This window comes from Oleiphilus sp. HI0061 (assembly GCF_001635675.1).
Window position 1 is genome coordinate 1 of the sequence record NZ_LWFE01001044.1, and the last position, 3,151, is coordinate 3,151.

The window sequence follows — 3,151 nt, forward strand, 5'->3', positions numbered from 1 at the left end:
ATGAGAAACTAGGCAAGCTATGTCAAAAGAATCAAGACATTGAAAGCGCAACAGAGGCATACAGGAAAGCTATTCGATATGGCGAACACTCAATACATGAAAAAGCTGACAACTACCTAAACCTTGGCCGCTGCTTATCCGAAAGGTCATCGGGAGACCTTAGTGATTCTGGCAAAACACATGCGGACGAAGCGATACAAGTTCTAAACGAATTAACACATAAATTTTCGACTGACGAACAGGCCTGCCTCAATGCAACGCTTATCGAGGCTCGAGTATTTAATGGTCAGAACAATGCCGAAGCAGCACAGGAAAAACTTCATCAAGCAGAGTGCATGATTGAAGAAGAGAAGCTCTCAGCGGAAATTGGCATCGAGCTAGCAAAGACACTCTACTCCTTAAACGAGCTTGAACGTGCCGAGAAACTCTTAATCACACTCGCTGAGCGATTCAGTAACGACCCCGAAGCGCTAGCGCAAATTGAAAGCCAGCTTGACGAACCCGAAAGCTTAGTGGCCAAAAAGCAAGCAAAACGCCTTAATAAATCAGGTATTGAGCAGTTTGAACAAGGCCAACTTGCACAAGCTGCTGAAGCATTCAAAGAAGCGCTCAAGCATACACCAAGACACGCAGCCTTGAATCTTAATCTAGCTCAAGTTGTAACGAAGCTATTTAAAGAAACTGCTGACCATAGCTTATTAAAGCTTGCAGAGCAGTCCCTTGAAAAAATAAACAACATACCCGAACAGCATAACCAATACCGAAGGCTTAAACACCTCGAGAAGCAAGTAGCAGAACTTCAATCCAAAAAACAAAATTGAACGAGTACAGTATCATGAGTAAAGACAAACAACCCGATTTCTCGATGATTATCGCCTCAGCTGTCCACGACATGAAAAATTCGCTCAGCATGCTACTACACTCCGTAGATCAGATGTGCGAAGAACTGCCTGAAGAGTGGCAACAAAGAAACAATACGACTGTCGTAAAATATGAGGCTGAACGTGTAAATAGCTACCTTGTACAGCTACTTGGCTTATATCGCCTGCAGAATGAAATGCTATCATTACATATCGATGAGTGCTTTGTTCACGACATCCTGGACGAGCAATCCGCACACTATTCGCCAATGCTCAAAGATAAAAATATTGAACTCGAAATCACCTGTGATCCAAATATATCTTGGTATTTTGATAGGGAGGTAATTTTGGGCGTTCTTAATAACGCGCTAAATAATGCTTCACGCTATACCAAATCGATCATTGAAATCGTCGCCTACATCAAAGATGATGACCTGATTATAGAAATACATGATGATGGAATCGGTTATCCTGACGAGCTATTGCAAGCCTCACCAGGAGAAGTAATAAATAACATTAACTTTCAAACTGGCAGCACCAGCCTGGGAATATATTTTGCTGAAATGGTCACTAAACTTCACACACAAAATGACAAGCAAGGGTCTATCAAGTTATCAAATGGAGGCAGACACGGAGGGGGAGTCTTCACGGTAGCACTTCCCTAAATCAAATTGCCAAGCCAGCCTAGATTTTTCTTACTCAATAGGTGGGAGGTATTCTTTAAACAGTGCGCTGCCAAGCGATGCACCGGTAACATCAGAAAGCCCCCACACTGAAAGTATTCTGCCGTCACGTAGCAAGGCATTTTGCCTCAAGGTTAACACTTCGGCACCTGATGTCTCTTGAACAATCGTACTTTCACTCAGCCACACCTTAGACAACTTAGAATATTGTCTTGTCTTGATTTTTGGGTGGAACGAAGTATTCTGAACCCAACTTAAGACACCGTTACCTTCATAGTCAAAGTTTAGTAAAGGGCTGGTAACCGGTCTCTCAGAACCAGATCCAGTAACTGGAATGTCTTCAGCAGTAGAAAAGCCAGAGCCGGGATGATAAGAACGAACTGTAAGACTGTTCACACCATCGTCGAACAGCATTGACCAAGCCACAAATAACTCGTTCAAATTATTGTGGGCCAGAGTAAACTCACTAACGCTTGCCGAGTCATCATATTCAATCTTTTTAGCATCTTCCCACTCTCCGCTAGCGTTACGATTAAGCATTAGATCATATCGACCTCCAGAAGATTGACGCCAAGCAACGTAGAGATCGCCATTATCAGAAATTGAGGGTTTAGGTTGAACCGCAAAGTGTGTTTCTGCACCAACAACATCAACAAACTGTGTTTCATCACTGCTCAGAGTTGCATCACTTGATACATTGAATCTTCTTGCTCTAACTCTGTCGAAGCCCGACACTTCCTGTGACCACACCACCACACCAAGACCTGAGGAACTAAGAGATAATTCAAGGTCTTGGGCGTCTCCCAAAACATCGGCTCCTGATACTGTATCAATATAAATTGGAGCGCCAAACCCCAAACCATTAAACCCGGTAATAAAATTAAAAGAAAGCAGCCTTACACGCTGAACACCGGCAGAGCTTTGTTGAATGAAACCACCAACAACCCCTCCAGAATCACTTAAGCTAAAACTGGTATTTCTAACCTCACCATCAACAGAAGACCCACTTAAAAGATCTCGTGGCCCGCTCCATGCATTCCCATCAAACATGTTAACCCATGCTGTCAGCTGTGCGTCAGGAGACCTTGGCTGAATCCATATAACGACCGCATGCCCCAGCTCATTAATAGCGATTTCTGGAGAGTAAACGCTACCAAGACCAGCACTATCCAACCTTAATGAGTTAACGCAGGAAGAATCAAGAGAGTCAGGATTCTTGCGGCAATGCCGTGAAGCAGACTCAGTTCCGGGTAGAACCCAGACTTCCTGATCCGCTAGATATTGACTTGCCCAAATCTGTGTCACACCTTCAACACTCTGCTTCCAAACCAATAAAGTAGTGCCACTTTGACTACTTTGGATAATCGGCTCAAAGCTGTCCCCTTGATGAAAGACTGCCTGTGTACCCTCTTCATTCAAGTACTTGAAATTAAGAGTTTCGGACTCGTGCCATACGCCAGACTCCGTCGTAAACGCGACCCTCTCCCCGCCTTCAAGAAAATTACGCTCATCCTCACTTGTTGACAAATCATCTTCCACTAAATCATGTACGTCTGATTCCACTTGAAGAGTATAAGTGTTATGTAAGGCAAAACGACCACTACTCAG

The 3,151-nt window shown here is 43.8% G+C and carries 3 protein-coding genes; 2 read left to right on the forward strand and 1 reads right to left on the reverse strand.

Going from position 1 to position 3,151, the window contains the following annotated elements; genetic code table 11:
* Nucleotides 1-821 (forward strand): lipopolysaccharide assembly protein LapB (locus A3735_RS13690; protein WP_156499656.1); only part of this gene is annotated, 821 nt, incomplete at its 5' end.
* A gap of 14 nt (nucleotides 822-835) precedes the next feature.
* Nucleotides 836-1,525, forward strand: coding sequence for a sensor histidine kinase KdpD (locus tag A3735_RS13695; protein WP_068506457.1), 690 nt, complete (start codon nucleotides 836-838; stop codon nucleotides 1,523-1,525).
* A 30-nt stretch (nucleotides 1,526-1,555) separates the two neighbouring features.
* Here A3735_RS13695 and A3735_RS13700 read toward each other — a convergent pair.
* On the reverse strand, nucleotides 1,556-3,151 hold a 1,596-nt coding region (locus A3735_RS13700; RefSeq protein WP_231882554.1), incomplete at its 5' end, for a hypothetical protein.

Coding starts and splice junctions, on each gene's coding strand:
- A3735_RS13695 (WP_068506457.1), top strand. CDS start 836: ATGAGTAAAGACAAACAACCCGATTTCTCGATGATTATCGCCTCAGCT.